19 protein-coding genes are annotated in these 13,890 nt (G+C 64.4%); 11 read left to right on the top strand and 8 right to left on the bottom strand.

Annotation, left to right across the window (positions count from 1 at the left end; translation table 11 throughout):
* Nucleotides 1-36: 36 nt before the first annotated feature.
* From HSRCO_RS11125 to HSRCO_RS11115, 3 genes are all read left to right on the top strand, one after another.
* Entirely contained in the window at nucleotides 37-780 is a 744-nt protein-coding gene (locus tag HSRCO_RS11125) for a hypothetical protein (protein ID WP_259517715.1), read from the top strand.
* Between the two features lie 587 nt (nucleotides 781-1,367).
* Complete coding sequence (locus tag HSRCO_RS11120) at nucleotides 1,368-1,685, top strand: RPA12/RPB9/RPC11 RNA polymerase family protein (protein ID WP_259517714.1); 318 nt, start codon at nucleotides 1,368-1,370, stop codon at nucleotides 1,683-1,685.
* A 139-nt stretch (nucleotides 1,686-1,824) separates the two neighbouring features.
* Complete coding sequence (locus HSRCO_RS11115) at nucleotides 1,825-2,535, top strand: iron-containing alcohol dehydrogenase (protein WP_259517713.1); 711 nt, start codon at nucleotides 1,825-1,827, stop codon at nucleotides 2,533-2,535.
* 26 nt (nucleotides 2,536-2,561) lie between these two features.
* Here HSRCO_RS11115 and HSRCO_RS11110 read toward each other — a convergent pair whose 3' ends face one another.
* Complete coding sequence (locus tag HSRCO_RS11110; protein WP_259517712.1) at nucleotides 2,562-2,891, bottom strand: helix-turn-helix domain-containing protein; 330 nt, start codon at nucleotides 2,889-2,891, stop codon at nucleotides 2,562-2,564.
* Nucleotides 2,892-3,026: 135 nt separating this feature from the next.
* Here HSRCO_RS11110 and HSRCO_RS11105 point away from each other — a divergent pair, with 135 nt between their 5' ends.
* The 4 genes from HSRCO_RS11105 to hisD all read left to right on the top strand — a co-directional run bounded on the left by HSRCO_RS11105 (nucleotide 3,027) and on the right by hisD (nucleotide 5,642).
* Entirely contained in the window at nucleotides 3,027-3,698 is a 672-nt protein-coding gene (locus tag HSRCO_RS11105) for a helix-turn-helix domain-containing protein (RefSeq protein WP_259517711.1), read from the top strand.
* A 62-nt stretch (nucleotides 3,699-3,760) separates the two neighbouring features.
* Nucleotides 3,761-4,111, top strand: coding sequence for a HalOD1 output domain-containing protein (locus HSRCO_RS11100; protein WP_259517710.1), 351 nt, complete (start codon nucleotides 3,761-3,763; stop codon nucleotides 4,109-4,111).
* Nucleotides 4,111-4,293 carry a hypothetical protein gene (locus HSRCO_RS11095; RefSeq protein ID WP_259517709.1) on the top strand — a complete coding sequence of 61 codons (183 nt, stop codon included), beginning with the start codon at nucleotides 4,111-4,113 and terminating at the stop codon, nucleotides 4,291-4,293. The genes HSRCO_RS11100 and HSRCO_RS11095 overlap by 1 nt, the downstream gene beginning before the upstream one ends.
* Nucleotides 4,294-4,373: 80 nt before the next feature.
* Complete coding sequence (gene hisD / locus HSRCO_RS11090) at nucleotides 4,374-5,642, top strand: histidinol dehydrogenase (protein ID WP_259519800.1); 1,269 nt, start codon at nucleotides 4,374-4,376, stop codon at nucleotides 5,640-5,642.
* Between the two features lie 6 nt (nucleotides 5,643-5,648).
* Here hisD and HSRCO_RS11085 read toward each other — a convergent pair whose 3' ends face one another.
* From HSRCO_RS11085 to HSRCO_RS11070, 4 genes are read right to left on the bottom strand one after another with little or no spacing between them, the layout of a single operon-like run.
* Nucleotides 5,649-5,852: a dodecin gene (locus HSRCO_RS11085; RefSeq protein ID WP_259517708.1), complete on the bottom strand. Its 204-nt coding sequence runs from the start codon at nucleotides 5,850-5,852 to the stop codon at nucleotides 5,649-5,651.
* A 31-nt stretch (nucleotides 5,853-5,883) separates the two neighbouring features.
* Nucleotides 5,884-6,540: a hypothetical protein gene (locus HSRCO_RS11080; RefSeq protein ID WP_259517707.1), complete on the bottom strand. Its 657-nt coding sequence runs from the start codon at nucleotides 6,538-6,540 to the stop codon at nucleotides 5,884-5,886.
* Nucleotides 6,540-7,184, bottom strand: a complete 645-nt coding sequence (locus HSRCO_RS11075; protein ID WP_259517706.1) for a hypothetical protein — start codon at nucleotides 7,182-7,184, stop codon at nucleotides 6,540-6,542. Before HSRCO_RS11075 ends, HSRCO_RS11080 begins: the two co-directional genes overlap by 1 nt.
* Nucleotides 7,185-7,207: 23 nt before the next feature.
* Nucleotides 7,208-8,161, bottom strand: a complete 954-nt coding sequence (locus tag HSRCO_RS11070) for a metal-dependent hydrolase (protein WP_259517705.1) — start codon at nucleotides 8,159-8,161, stop codon at nucleotides 7,208-7,210.
* 96 nt (nucleotides 8,162-8,257) lie between these two features.
* Between HSRCO_RS11070 and HSRCO_RS11065 the strand changes: the two genes are divergently transcribed.
* Nucleotides 8,258-9,436: an alanine--glyoxylate aminotransferase family protein gene (locus HSRCO_RS11065; protein WP_259517704.1), complete on the top strand. Its 1,179-nt coding sequence runs from the start codon at nucleotides 8,258-8,260 to the stop codon at nucleotides 9,434-9,436.
* An 18-nt stretch (nucleotides 9,437-9,454) separates the two neighbouring features.
* Here the strand turns inward: HSRCO_RS11065 and HSRCO_RS11060 are convergent, their stop codons facing one another.
* The gene (locus HSRCO_RS11060; RefSeq protein WP_259517703.1) at nucleotides 9,455-9,763 is read right to left on the bottom strand and encodes a hypothetical protein; all 309 of its coding nucleotides are present in this window, start codon (nucleotides 9,761-9,763) and stop codon (nucleotides 9,455-9,457) included.
* A gap of 55 nt (nucleotides 9,764-9,818) precedes the next feature.
* Nucleotides 9,819-10,058, bottom strand: coding sequence for a DUF5816 domain-containing protein (locus HSRCO_RS11055; RefSeq protein WP_259517702.1), 240 nt, complete (start codon nucleotides 10,056-10,058; stop codon nucleotides 9,819-9,821).
* A 105-nt stretch (nucleotides 10,059-10,163) separates the two neighbouring features.
* Between HSRCO_RS11055 and HSRCO_RS11050 the strand changes: the two genes are divergently transcribed.
* The 3 genes from HSRCO_RS11050 (at nucleotide 10,164) to HSRCO_RS11040 (ending at nucleotide 12,851) form a co-directional block, all read left to right on the top strand.
* Nucleotides 10,164-11,537: a bifunctional UDP-sugar hydrolase/5'-nucleotidase gene (locus HSRCO_RS11050; RefSeq protein WP_259517701.1), complete on the top strand. Its 1,374-nt coding sequence runs from the start codon at nucleotides 10,164-10,166 to the stop codon at nucleotides 11,535-11,537.
* A gap of 341 nt (nucleotides 11,538-11,878) precedes the next feature.
* The gene (locus HSRCO_RS11045) at nucleotides 11,879-12,181 is read left to right on the top strand and encodes an AbrB/MazE/SpoVT family DNA-binding domain-containing protein (protein WP_259517700.1); all 303 of its coding nucleotides are present in this window, start codon (nucleotides 11,879-11,881) and stop codon (nucleotides 12,179-12,181) included.
* Nucleotides 12,174-12,851, top strand: coding sequence for a hypothetical protein (locus tag HSRCO_RS11040; RefSeq protein WP_259517699.1), 678 nt, complete (start codon nucleotides 12,174-12,176; stop codon nucleotides 12,849-12,851). The genes HSRCO_RS11045 and HSRCO_RS11040 overlap by 8 nt, the downstream gene beginning before the upstream one ends.
* Before the next feature lie 162 nt (nucleotides 12,852-13,013).
* Here HSRCO_RS11040 and HSRCO_RS11035 read toward each other — a convergent pair whose 3' ends face one another.
* Nucleotides 13,014-13,865 carry a translation initiation factor eIF-2B gene (locus HSRCO_RS11035; protein ID WP_259517698.1) on the bottom strand — a complete coding sequence of 284 codons (852 nt, stop codon included), beginning with the start codon at nucleotides 13,863-13,865 and terminating at the stop codon, nucleotides 13,014-13,016.
* Nucleotides 13,866-13,890 lie beyond the last annotated feature (25 nt).

Genomic DNA, 13,890 nt, shown 5'->3' with positions numbered 1-13,890 from the left:
CAGAACTTCCATAGTCTGATCGGGAGGAGTGAATCCATGCAGAATAGCGAGAATCTTTTGTCGGAGGAAACACTCCTCGTCGCAATTGATGACACCGACACAGTGGACAGCGAATACGGGACTGGGAAAGTGAGCCGGTTTCTTGGGGCTCACCTCGAATCTGAGCTGGCACCGCTATCCTACCTCGGGAGCGTCCGACAGCAACTCCTCATCGATCCCCGGGTGCCCTATACGACCCACAACAGCGCTGCCTGTCTCGTTATCGAATGGCCGGAAGCCCAAATGCCAGACCAGGTCATCTCGACGGCAGCAACTTTTCTATCGGATATCGCGGCCGATGGCTCCGATCCAGGACTCTGCGTGAGCCGAGTCGAAGACGTGTCCGAGCCTATCCGTGAATTCGGTCTCGAAGCTGGGGATGAAGTGGTCGAAGAGTCACGTGCCTACCGTCTTGCAGCAGACACTGAGATATTCTTAGAAGAGTACGGTGGAACTGGAGAAGGTGTGATTGGTGCGTTAGCAGCTGTCGGACGGACAGCGACTGGAATGCACGGCCGATTCATCGACTTCAAAGAGATTCGCTCGCTCAAAGGGTCGATCCCGATTGCGACCGTTCGTGAGCAGGGAATTGAAGTGCGTAATTCTGATGGGGATGAAATCCACGAAGGAACCCTTGATACCGGTGACTGGGTTCGCCCCGAAATGCGTACCGGAAGCCCGATACTTGAAGTAAATATTCAGGATACAGGAAACTATCGGGCGACCAACCTCGATGAATAAACCGCTGTGACTCGTAAACGCAATTGTAGAGGCATCAGGCCGTCGTTCGAAGGCATCGGAAAAACGGGAGCGCATCTTCTTGACGAAGAGGATTGCAGGTCGAGTTCTTCGAGCGGTGCGTTCTCGAAACGTGGGAGTTACCGACCAGATGGACCGGGCAGTGGAGTTCTATGCTTGGAACAACGCGCCAGCACCCTCTAGCGACGATATGAGTGTACTCGAAGCGGGTTTCGATAGTGACCTGAGAGACCGACACCGTGACATCGAAGACTTACGCATGGACGCATAACTGGGCTAAACTGCGAAGAGATTCGATCGTTTTCCGTACTTTTTGAATGAGAACGACTAATCACTCTGGATAGACGGTCTCTATTCAGCAGGCGATTGCTGACGGCGTGTCGCGGAGAAACGACATCGCCGGCTCGTAGGACATGCAACCCAAAATCATCCGGTCGATGTCAGGCACGATCGAACAGTGCCTGTTGGCGCTTGGATACCCCAGTATAGTCATCAGTGGCAGCTGCGCGTAACCCACGACGGATCGGATGTTAATACATATATCCGACAACCGTGCATTCCTACGGTGTATGCAATTCTGCGAGGAGTGTGGGTCGATGATGCACACCGAGGGCGACACGTGGGTGTGTCGTTCCTGTGAGAACGAGGAGTGGCGCGACTCGGAAGCAGAAGCGGCGATGGCGACCCAGGATGTACAGCGGGACGACGGGGCACCCGCCGTGGCCGACGCGACACGGGACTCCACCGAGACGACGCAGGAGCCCTGTCCGGCGGACGACTGCGACAGCGACCGGGCCTACTACGAGATGATGCCGAAGCCGGGCGGCTCCTACGAGGTTCGGCTGTTCACCTGCGTCGAGTGCGGCCAGAAGTGGCGCGAGTCCTGAGGGCACATGTCGGGAACACCGACAGGGAAACACTCCGCCATCTGTCGATTTTCACACGGAAAATATCAGGACGCTAACGGCTCTCCTTCGACTGCCGAACGTCTCGAGGGTTCAGGCGTGAGGGGCCGAATTCGAGGGATTGAATACTGTCACATCTGGTGGTTTTTATAGACTTGAGGGTCCGTGCCGAATAGAATGCTCGATCTGGGATTCTTCCTCGGTCGAATCAGCATCGACTGTTTCAAGCACCAACGTTACGCTGTCGGCCCTGGCGGGGTCGGCGATGAACGGGTTCGACAAGGGCATCGAGACCATCTATGCGAGCACCGCCTCGCCCATCACCGACGCCACGGCCGTCCGCGGGCTTCGGCTATTGAGTGAGGCCCTCCCTCGGCTACCGGACGACCCCGCCGCGATGGAGCACGCCGTGGTGGGGATGATCCTCGTTCAGTACGAACGACAGCCGTCGTTCGTCCACGCGTTCGGACACGGCTTCGCCGAGCGGTACGACGTTCAGCAGGGCGTCGTTCACGGGGTACTGGTCCCGCACGTCCTCCGATACCTCTTCGAGCAGGTCGACGCGCGGCGGTCGGTTCTGGCGGAAGCGTTCGCTATCGACACCTGGTCGATGGACGATGCGGCCGTGGCCGAGGCGATCGTCGAGGCGGTCGAGGCCGTTCGGGACGCCCTGGACCGCCCCACTCGGCTCCGGGACCTCGACCCCGTCCGGGAGGCGAACCTTCCGGCCATCGCCGGTGCGGTCATCGACGACCGGATGATGCCACGAGCCCCGTCTGCGCTTGCCCCGACAGTCGACGACATCGAGGGCGTGCTCAGAGCGGCGTGGTAGGGGTCACGAGGCCACAGCAGGGTCCGTCAGTCGAACGATTCGATCAGGTCGAGGACCTCTTCGGTCGCCTGCTCGTCCGCGAGTCGCACGCGCTTCTTCTCGGGTCGGTGCACGAGACCGACCGACTCGAGTTGCGGGAGGTGGACGTGATGGAGTGCGACAGCGAGGTGGTGGCGGTCGTCCGGATGGTCACCGATGTGTTCGTCGAGTGCTTCCACGACCTCATCGACCGACACCGTCTGGTCCCCCGATCGTGCGAGTGTCTGGAGTATCCGTCGCCGTTTCTCGTTCGCGACCGCCGAGACCACCTCGTCGTCGATGGACGACGGACCGGATCCTGGGTCGAGTGCGGTCATCCGATACCACCACGAGTCGCTCCCCCTGCCGTTCTCCCCCTGTGCATGCTACTTTCTAGGAATTCTAACGGTATCAACACTATCCATGGTGCACCAACCCTGCAAGATAATGGGCCGGTATCCCGAAGTGATGGTATGGCATCCGTTATGGAGTTCGGGCTTCCGGCGACGGAGTTTCCGCTGGGGGGAATCTTCGAACACTTCTCCGAGGTGGTAATCGAACTCGAACGGTTGATCCCACACCAATCGCTGGTGATCCCCTACTTCTGGGTTCGCGGTGCCAGTCCAGATGACATGGCTACCGTCTTCGAGGGGCACCCCGGCCTCGTGAGTGTCGTGGAGGTCGATCGAATCGAGGACGAGTATCTCATGAAGGCCGAATGGGAGCGGGCTTACACCGGCATCCTGAGTGCACTTGCGGAGTCGAACGTCGTGGTCCTCTCCGGCGTGGGCTCGAGCGACGGCTGGCGATTCGAGGTCCGCGGCGAGGAGCGCGCAGATATGGGCGACCTGCAGACCTACTGTAGAGACCACGACATCCCTATCGACATCGTCTCCATCCACGCACTCTTGCCGGTCAGGGACGAACGGTTCGGGCTGACCGACACCCAACGGGAAGCGCTCGTACTGGCGTACGAACGGGGATACTTCGATACGCCACGAACGACCTCGCTCTCGGAGATCGCCGACGAACTCGACATCACCCAGCAATCCCTCTCCTCTCGGCTCCGCCGTGGCCACCGTCGACTCGTCGAGGCGACGCTGATCGGTTCCACGAAAGCGTCGGATATGCCGGACCGTACTTGAACTTCCTGTATAATCAGTGGTCGAGTTGAACTGTCGGAGCGCAATACCTAGAGGTAACCATCATGCTACACGCCAACTCCGGGATCGAACTCACGTCGATGGAACGAGATCCCGCGTCCGGTGAGCATCGTCTCCGATACGATCCGGAGACGACGCCGACGAGTCTGGCAGTGGTGGCCGCTACGGCCACGGTCTCGAACGTCGAGACCACGGACCTCGACCCGCTCTTCGAGAGCGTCGATCCAGACGCTCTCGATGCCCTCACCACCAGCCAGGATAGGGAGACGACAGGACTCCGAATCTCGTTCGACTACGAGGGACGGACCGTCACGGTCGACGGCCATGGGTGGGTGCGGATCGGCGAACAGGCCCCTGAATCGACCGAAAACCATCACGCGATGGTCTCCGACTGATGCCCGATCCACCGGGGGACGTCGACTCGTCCGAGTCGTTCAACGCGCAACTGAAAGCCCTGCTTCGGGAGGCACACGCTGCCGGCGTCGACGTTCCCGGCGGCTGGACGTGTCGGAACGGAGCCGAGCACCCCGACTGGGACGTCGTCATCACCGAAGTCACGAAGCCGGAATCGGACTGAGCAGTCGTTTCTGACCCACGGTGATCGCCTCTCGAAGCGGTGCGTACATGGCCCTCCCGGTCGAATCGCCAGCCATGACCATGGAACCGGAATCCCTGGAGGACCTGGGGCCGGACCGTCGTCGAGCACTCTTCGAGCGTGACGCCGGCGTGGACGCCGTGCGTTCACAGGTCCGCGACATCGTCGACCGCGTTCGTGAGGAGGGCGACGCCGCCATTCGGGCCTTCTCGAGCGATTTCGACGACGTCGAGGTGGGGAACATTGACATCACCGATCAAGTCGAACGTGCGGCCGAGGCAGTCGATCCGGACGTCCTGGCGGCCATCGAGACGGCCGCGGCGAACATCCGCGAATTCCACGAACAACAGGTGCCCACCGACTGGCGGGACGACTTCGGCGGCCGGGAACTCGGTCGCCGCTTCCGCCCACTCGAACGCGTCGGCGTGTACGCCCCGGGTGGGACCGCGGCGTACCCCTCGAGCGCGTTGATGGGCGTCATCCCGGCGAAGGTGGCCGGCGTGGAGCACGTCGCCGTGGCCACACCGCCCGCGGAGCAGATCAACCCAGCCACGCTCGCGGCCATCCACGTGGCCGGGGCCGATGCGGTCTACAGCGTCGGCGGTGCCCAGGCCGTCGCAGCGCTGGCGTACGGCACCGAGACGGTGACCCGCGTCCAGCAGGTCGTCGGCCCGGGGAACCGATGGGTGACGGCGGCGAAGGCCGAAGTTCGGGGCGACGTGGAAATCGACTTCCTCGCCGGCCCGAGCGAGGTGCTTGTCGTCGCCGACGAGACCGCCGACGCGCAGTACGTCGCGGCCGACGTCCTGGCGCAGGCCGAACACGACCCGAACGCGAGCGTCGTCGTCGTCACCGACGACGAGAAGACGGCCCGAGCGGTCAGCGATGCGGTCGACGACCGTGTCGAAGCGCGTGACCGCTCCGCGGTCATCGGCGAGGCACTCGCCCACGACGCGTCCGGGGTGTTCGTCGCCCGGTCGATGAGCGAGGCCGTCCTCTTCGCGGAGGAATACGCGGCCGAACACCTCTCTATTCAGGCGACCGATGACGAAGCGCTTCTCGACCGAATCGACAGTGCCGGAAGCGTCTTTCTCGGGCCCTACACGCCGGTGGCGGCGGGCGACTACGCGACGGGGACCAATCACGTCCTCCCGACCAGCGGGACGGCGAAGGTGACCGGCGGTCTCTCGGTGGACACCTTCCTCAGGGAGACGACGGTCCAGCGACTCGACGAATCGGGACTGGCCGACCTCCGCGAGACGATCACTACGCTCGCGACGGCCGAGGGGCTGGAGGCCCACGCGGATTCGGTCGAGACGCGCTTCGAGTGACGCGGGTTATTCTGGCGATTCGAGTTCGAAGGCGACCTCGAGCTCTACCTGGTACTCTCGGTTCCCGCCGGCGAGTTCGACGCCCTGGTCGAGGACCTCTGCCCACTTCACCTTATCCAGGGTCTCTTCTGCGCGGTCGAGGGCCTCGTCGGTTGCGGCTTCGAAACTATCGCTTGACGTTCCACGGAGGACGATCTTCTTGAAGACCATGTGACTGGTTTCGTCCGTTACCGTGATAAATTTACCCACGGTTCTCGAGGACACGCCCGATCGCCTCGGAGACGTCAGTGAACCGGGTGACTCCCCAGAGAGCCACGACGACCGCACCGACGGCGTCGAAGAGCAGATCCTGCATCGTGTCGGCGACGCCGTACTGGGTGAGGACGGCCTCGGTCCCGAGCGCGTCGGCGAGTTCCGCCAAGCCGAATTCGACGATCTCCCAGAGTACCCCCAAGGCGAGGGTCAACAACAGGATGAACGCGAAGAGAAATCTGGACGGAAAATCGAGGTCCTCTACGTGCGCGTCGAGGGCCCGGGCGGTCGCGTACCCGGCGCCGGCGACGAGCGAAGCGGACACGACGTGCGTGAGGTTGTCCCACCACCAGATACTGGCGTAGACATTCTGGTCCATCCAGGGGAGTCCGACCGTTCCGAGTGCGTGGAGGAAGACGGCCGCCGTGATCCAGAGGGTCAGCCCTGGGTCCATCGGGATGTCGTACTCGCGTTCGAGGATCGACGGCAACCTGGTGACGAGCAACGCGATGCCCGCGTTGACGATCACGCCGAGCCGTAGATCGACGATACCGAGGAGGACGAAGCCGAACAGCGAGGCCCGCATCGAACGGTTCGCGAGTCGCTGGTGGGGTTCGGTGAGGCCGATGCGGTCGCGAAGCCTCATTACTTCCCCTCGCCGCTCGCGCCGAGCGGGGTCAACCGGGTGTCCGAGCGCTCCCTGAAGTAGAGTGCGAAGACCAGGCCACCCAGGAGGCCAGCCGCCGTGGCGGCGACGAAATCCCACATCAGTGATTCCAGTGCGGCCTCGTCGACGGCCGGGCCCACTGGTGGCGAGGTCGGATAGATGAACGTGGTTCCGAGATAGATATCGGAGAGCCACTGGACGACGGCCCAGCTACCGGCGGTCGCCATGGTCGCGATGACCACGAAGACGACCGCAAAGGAGGTAGTCATCCGAACCGCCGTGAACACGTCGAGTTCCACGGCGATAATGAGTGCCACGGCCGCGACGGAGAGGTAGGCTGCGACCTGCCCCAGCGTCCCCGGGCCGGCGAGACTCCTGGCGAGCATCGGGAGCGTCGCCAGCAACAGTACTTCCCAGGGGACCATTACGCGTGCGCTCCGGTAGATGACCGCCGGCAGCGCGGCGAGGACGACGACGAACGCCGAGATGACTACCCAGACCCAGTCGGTGTCGAGGACGCTCTCGAGGGTGGCGACGGCGACGAACGCGAGCAGGGCCCAGCCGATACCGGCGTTGACCCGTCGGTCCTCCAGGAGGGCGTCCAACTGCCCACTCCGAGCCATGACGATCTGTAGACGCTATGCGTTTAGAAAGCTTGGCTTGCCTGTGCGAGGAGTGGGGCCGCATCGAGTGCCACGTACGCGACGAGGTACGCCACCCCAGCGACCGTCACGCCGGCGAGTCCCGTCGTCACGGCGGTCAAGCCACTGGGGAGGCGTCGTCGGATGGGCACCACGCCGACGATACCCACGGCGAGGACGCTGAAGACGAACAGGTACGAGCCATCCACCGTCGGGGCCGGCAGGAAGAGCACGGCGGTCGCGTAGGCGGCGCCCAGGGTAGCACGCGGACGGACGTACGTGCGCAGTCGGGTTTCACGGAGGGCCAAGAGGGTGAACACGGCCAACCAGATGGCCGCCAGTTCGACGCCGAACGCACCCAGGAGATGCAGCGTCGGATCCGGCGATAACAGGACCCGGCCATCGAAGACGGTGACCGCGAACGGGTAAAGGAGGTCCGGCGGCTGGCCGGTGAGGAGGTCCCCGAAGGGGTGGGTCACGAGACCGACTAGTGCGGTTGTCGCCACGGCGGCGGGTGGGAGTCCGTACGCCGCGGCCCCGCGGCCGACGAGGAGGCCAGCGACGACGAACGCGGCGCCGACGAGTGCCGTGACCGGTCCGGACACGATGCCCGCGAGGACGACGATTCCAGCACCGACGAGGACTGCCAGCACGCTCCCGACGCGGGACCGGCCGGCCAGCGTGAACGCCACGACGGCCGGGACGGCGATTACCAGCGAGTGCGTCATCGAGCGGTGGACGACGGTGGACGCCGACCAGAACGACTCGGCCAGGGTGAGGGGACCCCCCAGCGGGACGCCGGCGAGACCCGTGAGGGCGTAGACCATGTCGACGTCGGGCACGGTCGCGAACAGCCCGGCCACGACGGCCAGTGCCGTCGCTCGCTCCCGTTCCACCCCGGCAGCCAGGCAGACGAGCCCGACGATGGCGAACGCGAGGGCTCCGTGGCCGACGAACATCGAGTCGAGATACGCTCTACCACCGGATAAGTAACACGGGTGTGCTACTCGCTCGGTATCTGAAGCTTTTTGGCACGACCAACGGAAGATGCTCGTATGGAGTTACCAGACGTCGGTGAGTTGACGCCGCCGAATCGGACGCTCATGGGACCGGGACCGAGCGACGTCCACCCGCGCGTGCTCAAGGCCATGAGTACGCCACTGGTGGGCCACCTCGATCCGTCGTTTATCGAGATCATGGACGAGGTCCAGGACCTGCTCCGGTATACGTTCCGGACGGACAACCAGTGGACGATCCCTGTCAGCGGTACCGGATCCGCCGCGATGGAGGCGGCCTTCGGCAACCTGGTAGAGCCGGGAGACACCGTTCTCGTCCCGACCAACGGCTACTTCGGGGGTCGGATGGCGGAGATGGCAGAGCGCGCCGGCGGCGAGACCGTCACCGTCGACGCACCCTGGGGCGAGCCGCTACGACCCGACGACGTGGCGGCCGCGTTCGACGAGCAGCAGCCGGACGTCTTCGGGTTCGTCCACGCGGAGACGAGCACCGGCGCCCTCCAGCCCGACGTCCCCGAACTGACCGCCATCGCGCACGAACACGACGCCTACGTCGTCGCCGACACGGTCACTTCGCTGGGTGGGGTCGAACTCCGCGTCGACGACTGGGACATCGACGTGGCGTACTCCGGCGGCCAGAAGTGTCTGTCCACCCCGCCGGGTGCCAGTCCGCTCACGCTCAACGACCGGGCGATGGACAAGATCCTCTCCCGCGAGGAGTCGACACGCTCCTGGTATCTCGACCTCTCGTTGCTCGAGGGCTACTGGGGAGACGACCGTTCGTACCATCACACGGCGCCGATCACCAACGTCTACGCCATCCGCGAAGGGCTCCGCCTCATCGCGGAGGAGGGTATCGAGAACCGCTGGGAGCGTCACCTGGAGATGGCCGGGGCGATCAAGGCGGGCGTCGAGGCGATGGGCCTCGAACTCAATCCAGAGGACGAGTACTGGTTGCCCAGCCTCAACGCGGTCCGCGTCCCCGACGGCGTGACCGACGGCGAGGTCATCGAGTACCTGCTCTCCGAGTACGACATCGAGATCGCCGGCGGTCTCGGCGACCTCTCGGGGGAGATCTTCCGTATCGGCTGCATGGGGCATAGCTGCCGACCGGGTAACGTCGCCTACCTGATGACCGCGTTCGCCGACGCCCTCGAAACCCTTGGCGCCGACGTGGACGCAGAAGCGGGAATCACGGCGATGAGAAACGAACTCTGAGCGGGCTATCGAACGCCCTCAGGACACCGGGGGCGCCCGGGTGACCTCGTAGTCGCCGTCTTCGGAGACCCCGATGACGGCCCACTCGAATCCCGGGTCTTCGCGTCGGAGCGTCTCCTGGAGTGCCTCGGAGTGTTCGGACCAGGTGACGAAACACCGATAGCGTCCCCCTTCGAGGGGGACGCTCGTATCTGTTACTGCGGAGACGTGAACTTCCTTCCAGTCGCGTCTCGCGGAGAATTCGGCGCCGGTGCCGGCAACCTCGTAGCCGAGGCCATCGAAGATCGACCGGGCCTGCTCGTCAGGCGGGGTGCGAATGGTCCCCATACACTGTGTCAGTCGTCCGCACACCTAATAAGCGTTCGCTCCTGACAGATCCCTTTCACTCGTGGGCCGCGTCCCACTGGTCGGGTTTCCGGAGGTTACCACACTCGTTGCACTTGAGCCGTCCCATCGTGTCCATTGCGTTGTCGAGTGACCCACAGTGATCGCAGTACCAGCCGTACCGGTCGGTGCGCTTCGGCGACCGGTAGGCCGCGAGGAAGGGACCGGCCTGTCCGGAGAGGCGCTCGTCGTTTGCGACGTAGAGTGTCGACCCGTCGGCCATCGATACCGTCTGCATGGTCTCCCCTATGGGGCCAGGAGGCAAATAGGTGATCGATGGTGTGCCGATTGCCGCCGTTCGCCCGGTCGACATCGATAAATGGGCTCGCTAGCGACTACCATCGTGTCGCTGCGACTGCTCCACTACTCCGATCTGGAGAACGCCTACGACGACCCCGAACGAGCGGCGCGGATCGCCGGTCTCGTCCGCCGGTTGCGAACCGACGACGGCTCGGCCCCGATCGTCCTCGGGTCCGGGGACAACACCGCTCCCGGGGTCGTCTCCCTGGTCCACGACGGTCGGCAAGCCCTCGACCTCTACCGGACGCTCGACCCGGACGTCGAGACGTTCGGCAACCACGATTTCGATTACGGCCTCGAGGCGGCCCGGGACATCGTCGCCGAATCGCCACAGACCTGGGTCTCGAGCAACGTCACCCTCGACGGCCGCCAGTTCGGGGCGTCGGTCGGAGTGCAACCGTGGACCGTCGTCGAACGAGCTGGTACCCGTGTCGGGATCTTCGGGGTCCTCGACGACGCGACGCCCGCGTTGAACCCCGCCGCAGAACCACTCGACGTGACCCATCCGATTGCGGCGGCCAGGGAGGCCACCCGGGACCTACGCGAGCAGGACGTCGACGCGATCGTCGCGCTCTCTCACCTCGGAACCGGCGACGAGGAACTCGCCGCGACCGTGGACGTCGATGCGGTCCTGGGTGGGCACGTGCCCAGCGAGCGTATCGAGCGGATCGACGGAACGATCCTCACACGACCGGGATCCGGTGGCGAGGTCCTCCTCGAGATCGATCTCGAGGACGGAAGCGTCACTCGACACGCGGTGGCTGATGCACCCGTCGTGGAGTCGGTCCGCGACCGGTTGCGCGAGCGCCTCTCGTCGGCCGGCCTCGACGAGGTGGTCGGCCACGTCGACGAGCCGATCGTCCGGACCGAGACGGCCGTCTTCCGGGGCGAGAGCCGGATCGGGAACTTCGTCGCGGACGCCTATCGCTGGGCCGCCGATGCGGACGTCGGTCTCCAGAACAGCGGTGGTGTCCGGGATGGCCCACCGCTCGAAGGGGCGGTGACCGTCGCCGACCTCGTGAGCGTCGTTCCGTTCCAGGAACCGGTCAGCGTCGCCGAACTCACCGGCGAGGAACTGCGGGCCGTTCTGGCGGGTGCGGCCGAGAGCGACCTTCGGTTCGCCGAACCCGACTGGTGGCACGCCCACGTGAGCGGCGCTCGACTCGTCTGGGACGTCGAGGCACACGCGCTCCGCGAGGCGAGTGTCGGTGGTGCACCGATCGACCCCGAGGCTACCTACACCCTGGCGACGACCGATTACCTGTTCTACTCGGCAGACGAGTTCCCAGCACTCCGAGAATCCCACCGCGTTCGGCGCCTCGATGTTCAGTACGAGGTGCTCGCCGAGTACGCCAGAGAGCGTGGTATCTCCCCGTCTCGTTCCGGTCGGATCGTCCGGTCGACGAGCGACGACTGACCCCTCTTTTCTCGTTACTTCCAGTTCACGGAGACGCGACAGTCCGGGCAGGTGGGGGAGGCCTCGAAGAGCCGTTCGGTGCGTGAGTCGGCGGTGATCGTGTTACCGTTCGGGCGGCAGTCGGCGGCGTGAGCTACTGCGTGATCGAATCAGGGTGTAGCGTCAGGCGATTGCGTCGGTGTTGCGGTCGATTTCGGCGTCATCCGTCGCCGACTGCTTTTTCCTAATTACCGTGACGACCCTCTACAGTACGTCCACTACCTCACTATACCATTGAATGGTATTGATTGGTATTGAGTGGAAACACTTATTATCGACCCGACGAATGGTGGAGTGTAGCGATGACAGCAGACGACACCGACCCCGCCTCCATTGCGGGCCTGTTCGCCGAAGCGATGGAGTCTGCGGGCACGAATGCGGCATCGACGTCCAAAGATATGACCGAGGCCATGGCTGGCGTGGCGACGGGGCGGGACGAATTCCCTCTCGACGCGGTCCAGGAGACGGCGACGTTCAAAACGCGCGTGCAGAGCAGCGGCCGGATCAGCATCCCCGACGCCGAGCGCGAGATCCTCGGTATCGAGGAGGGCGACATCGTCCAGGCAGTCATCGTCCCGCTGCACCGGGGTGGAAACGATGACTGACGAGGATTCCGGGGCCGACCCGACATCGCCGTTCGAGACGATGTTCGACCTCCAGCGCGAAGCCCTCGAACGTGGACAGCAGTTCGTCGAAGCGTCAGCAACCCTTCCGGCGGACGCGGGCCGGTCGATGCGAGACGCGGCTGTCGATCACGCACGCGTTCACCGCCAGACGATTCGCAGCGGCCGGACGACGATCGACGCCGTCCTCGACGCGATCGAGACGACCTCACCGGCCGCTGAAGACGAGATCGCCGAACTGCGCGAAGCCGTCGACGACGGTTTCGACCAGCTTCTTTCGACCCACGATGAGGCCGTCGAGAATGTAGAGACCGCCACCACGGAGGGAATCGACGGGTTCGAGACGCTCGTCGAGGAATCGATTCGCGCGCTCGAGGCGCAACTCGACCTCGTCGTCGAAACGAGCGAACTCGCCGAGGCACAGACTGTCGACGCACTGGCGGCGATCGTGGATCAGTACGAACGGCTCGAGGACGAGATACGACAGGAATCGGCGGACCTCCCTGCCGAGATCGAGACCCAGGTCGAATCCTTCGATGACCGACTCGAATCCGTCTTCGACGAGTTCCGGACCCACCTCGAGGAACTCGAGACGCGATTCGACTCCATCCAGGGCGGCGATGCCGCGAGTGGCGGTGCCGGCGACGACTGAGCCGCGCGACCCAGTTACTGCCACTCCACGGAGCCGCCACAGTACGGACAGGTGTCCTCCATGGTCGGGACGGCCCGCTCGCACGCTGGACAGAACGCCATGTAGCACGCCCGGTCCATCATATCCAGCCCTCGCCGCTGGTTCGGGAGACCCAGTAGCCAGTCAGCACTCCTGAATCCCCTCGTCGGTCACGATCCGGTCGAGGAGGTCGGTCGGGGTCGCGTCGTAGGCCGGGTTCTCGACGTCGAATCCCTCGGGTGGTTCCCGGATGACCTCGGAGGGCGAGCGGAAGTCGTTCTCGAACTGGAACGCCCCGTCGACGAGTTTTGCACTCGACCCCGCGACGGTCACGGTGACGCCGGCGTCCGCGGCGACCGCGGCGATAGGGTAGGTGCCGATGCGGTTGTAGAGGACGTCGTCGACCACGCAGTCCATCCCGACGAGCACCTCGTCGGTGTCGGCCATGTAGTGGCCAGCCGCCCCGTCCACGATGAGCGTCGGTTCGATGCCGTCGACCTGCCCCAGTTCGCGGGCGGTCTTCCGACCGAGGTGACGCGGTCGCGCCTCGGTCACGAACGCGTCGAAGGACTTGCCCTCCTCGATGGCGTACCTGATGCCCTCGATGACGGTCGTCGAGTAGTCGTGAAGGAGGAGCGTCGATCCGTCCGTCAGTTCGGCGGCGAGGTGCTTTGCCGCCTCGTGCTTGCCAGTCTCGACCTCGTCGATGACCGCCTGGACGACCTCTCGCGTCCGTTCCTGGGCCGCCCCGACGTCGTCGACATCGGCCTCCTCCACGGTGGCGACGATCTCGCGCTGGGTCGTCACGAGTGAGGCGTGGGAAGGGTTCGCGCGGCGGAGGGCGCTACTGTTGCGTTCGAGGGCGCGGACGTACTCCTCGACCGTGGGGAACTCCTGGTCAGTGACCTCCAGGAGTGCCCTCGCGGCCTTCACGGCGACGACCGAGGAACTGTGCGTTCGCATCTCCTGGATCTCCTCGGCGGTCTCGTCGATCATGTCTCACTCTGCTGTTGGCGAGCGC

Source organism: Halanaeroarchaeum sp. HSR-CO (assembly GCF_024972755.1).
Lineage (GTDB): Archaea > Halobacteriota > Halobacteria > Halobacteriales > Halobacteriaceae > Halanaeroarchaeum.
Note: the sequence above shows the minus strand (reverse complement) of the source record. Positions and strands in the feature narration are given on the sequence as shown.

Coding starts and splice junctions, on each gene's coding strand:
- HSRCO_RS11110 (WP_259517712.1), bottom strand. CDS start 2,891: ATGACCGCACTCGACCCAGGATCCGGTCCGTCGTCCATCGACGACGAG.
- HSRCO_RS11080 (WP_259517707.1), bottom strand. CDS start 6,540: ATGAGGCTTCGCGACCGCATCGGCCTCACCGAACCCCACCAGCGACTC.
- HSRCO_RS11055 (WP_259517702.1), bottom strand. CDS start 10,058: ATGCAGACGGTATCGATGGCCGACGGGTCGACACTCTACGTCGCAAAC.
- HSRCO_RS11045 (WP_259517700.1), top strand. CDS start 11,879: ATGACAGCAGACGACACCGACCCCGCCTCCATTGCGGGCCTGTTCGCC.
- HSRCO_RS11075 (WP_259517706.1), bottom strand. CDS start 7,184: ATGGCTCGGAGTGGGCAGTTGGACGCCCTCCTGGAGGACCGACGGGTC.
- HSRCO_RS11100 (WP_259517710.1), top strand. CDS start 3,761: ATGCTACACGCCAACTCCGGGATCGAACTCACGTCGATGGAACGAGAT.
- HSRCO_RS11040 (WP_259517699.1), top strand. CDS start 12,174: ATGACTGACGAGGATTCCGGGGCCGACCCGACATCGCCGTTCGAGACG.
- HSRCO_RS11125 (WP_259517715.1), top strand. CDS start 37: ATGCAGAATAGCGAGAATCTTTTGTCGGAGGAAACACTCCTCGTCGCA.
- hisD (WP_259519800.1), top strand. CDS start 4,374: ATGGAACCGGAATCCCTGGAGGACCTGGGGCCGGACCGTCGTCGAGCA.
- HSRCO_RS11035 (WP_259517698.1), bottom strand. CDS start 13,865: ATGATCGACGAGACCGCCGAGGAGATCCAGGAGATGCGAACGCACAGT.
- HSRCO_RS11070 (WP_259517705.1), bottom strand. CDS start 8,161: ATGTTCGTCGGCCACGGAGCCCTCGCGTTCGCCATCGTCGGGCTCGTC.
- HSRCO_RS11060 (WP_259517703.1), bottom strand. CDS start 9,763: ATGGGGACCATTCGCACCCCGCCTGACGAGCAGGCCCGGTCGATCTTC.
- HSRCO_RS11095 (WP_259517709.1), top strand. CDS start 4,111: ATGCCCGATCCACCGGGGGACGTCGACTCGTCCGAGTCGTTCAACGCG.
- HSRCO_RS11120 (WP_259517714.1), top strand. CDS start 1,368: ATGCAATTCTGCGAGGAGTGTGGGTCGATGATGCACACCGAGGGCGAC.
- HSRCO_RS11085 (WP_259517708.1), bottom strand. CDS start 5,852: ATGGTCTTCAAGAAGATCGTCCTCCGTGGAACGTCAAGCGATAGTTTC.
- HSRCO_RS11105 (WP_259517711.1), top strand. CDS start 3,027: ATGGCATCCGTTATGGAGTTCGGGCTTCCGGCGACGGAGTTTCCGCTG.
- HSRCO_RS11065 (WP_259517704.1), top strand. CDS start 8,258: ATGGAGTTACCAGACGTCGGTGAGTTGACGCCGCCGAATCGGACGCTC.